Origin of the sequence: Streptococcus sp. HMSC077F03 (genome assembly GCF_001812375.1) — a bacterium.
Taxonomy (GTDB): Bacteria; Bacillota; Bacilli; order Lactobacillales; family Streptococcaceae; genus Streptococcus; species Streptococcus oralis_S.
Genome location: NZ_KV808773.1, coordinates 1 through 351 on the forward strand (window position 1 = coordinate 1; position 351 = coordinate 351).

Consider the following 351-nt stretch of genomic DNA (forward strand, 5'->3'; position numbering starts at 1 on the left):
ATCTTCTGTTGGATTCGTTTCTTTTCTGTATACTCTTGTGGTGAAACTGTATAAATCTCATTCGTTTCAATAGATCCCGCTAAATCGGTATCCATATTTTTAAAAGCTTCCGCAATCTTGTTCATAAAGCCATCTAATGAGTCTACCGTCTCTACTAAATTTTCCATACATGTTTTTGCGAGACCTGCACAAGACTCTAGACTACTTGTAACCGGTGCATCAATGATAGTCGACATCCCCTTTGAAATCTCATCTGTCGAAACCTTAATACTTGCCTTAATACTTTGAATTCGCATCGGTTGGATCTGTTTAACGGACATTGCTCAATTCCTCCTTTGGTTTCAAGACACT

General features: G+C 38.2%; 1 protein-coding gene. It reads right to left on the minus strand.

Translation table 11 applies throughout. The features are described from left to right. On the minus strand, window positions 1–320 hold a 320-nt coding region (locus tag HMPREF2853_RS03960; protein WP_148131394.1), incomplete at its 3' end, for a hypothetical protein. Window positions 321–351 lie beyond the last annotated feature (31 nt).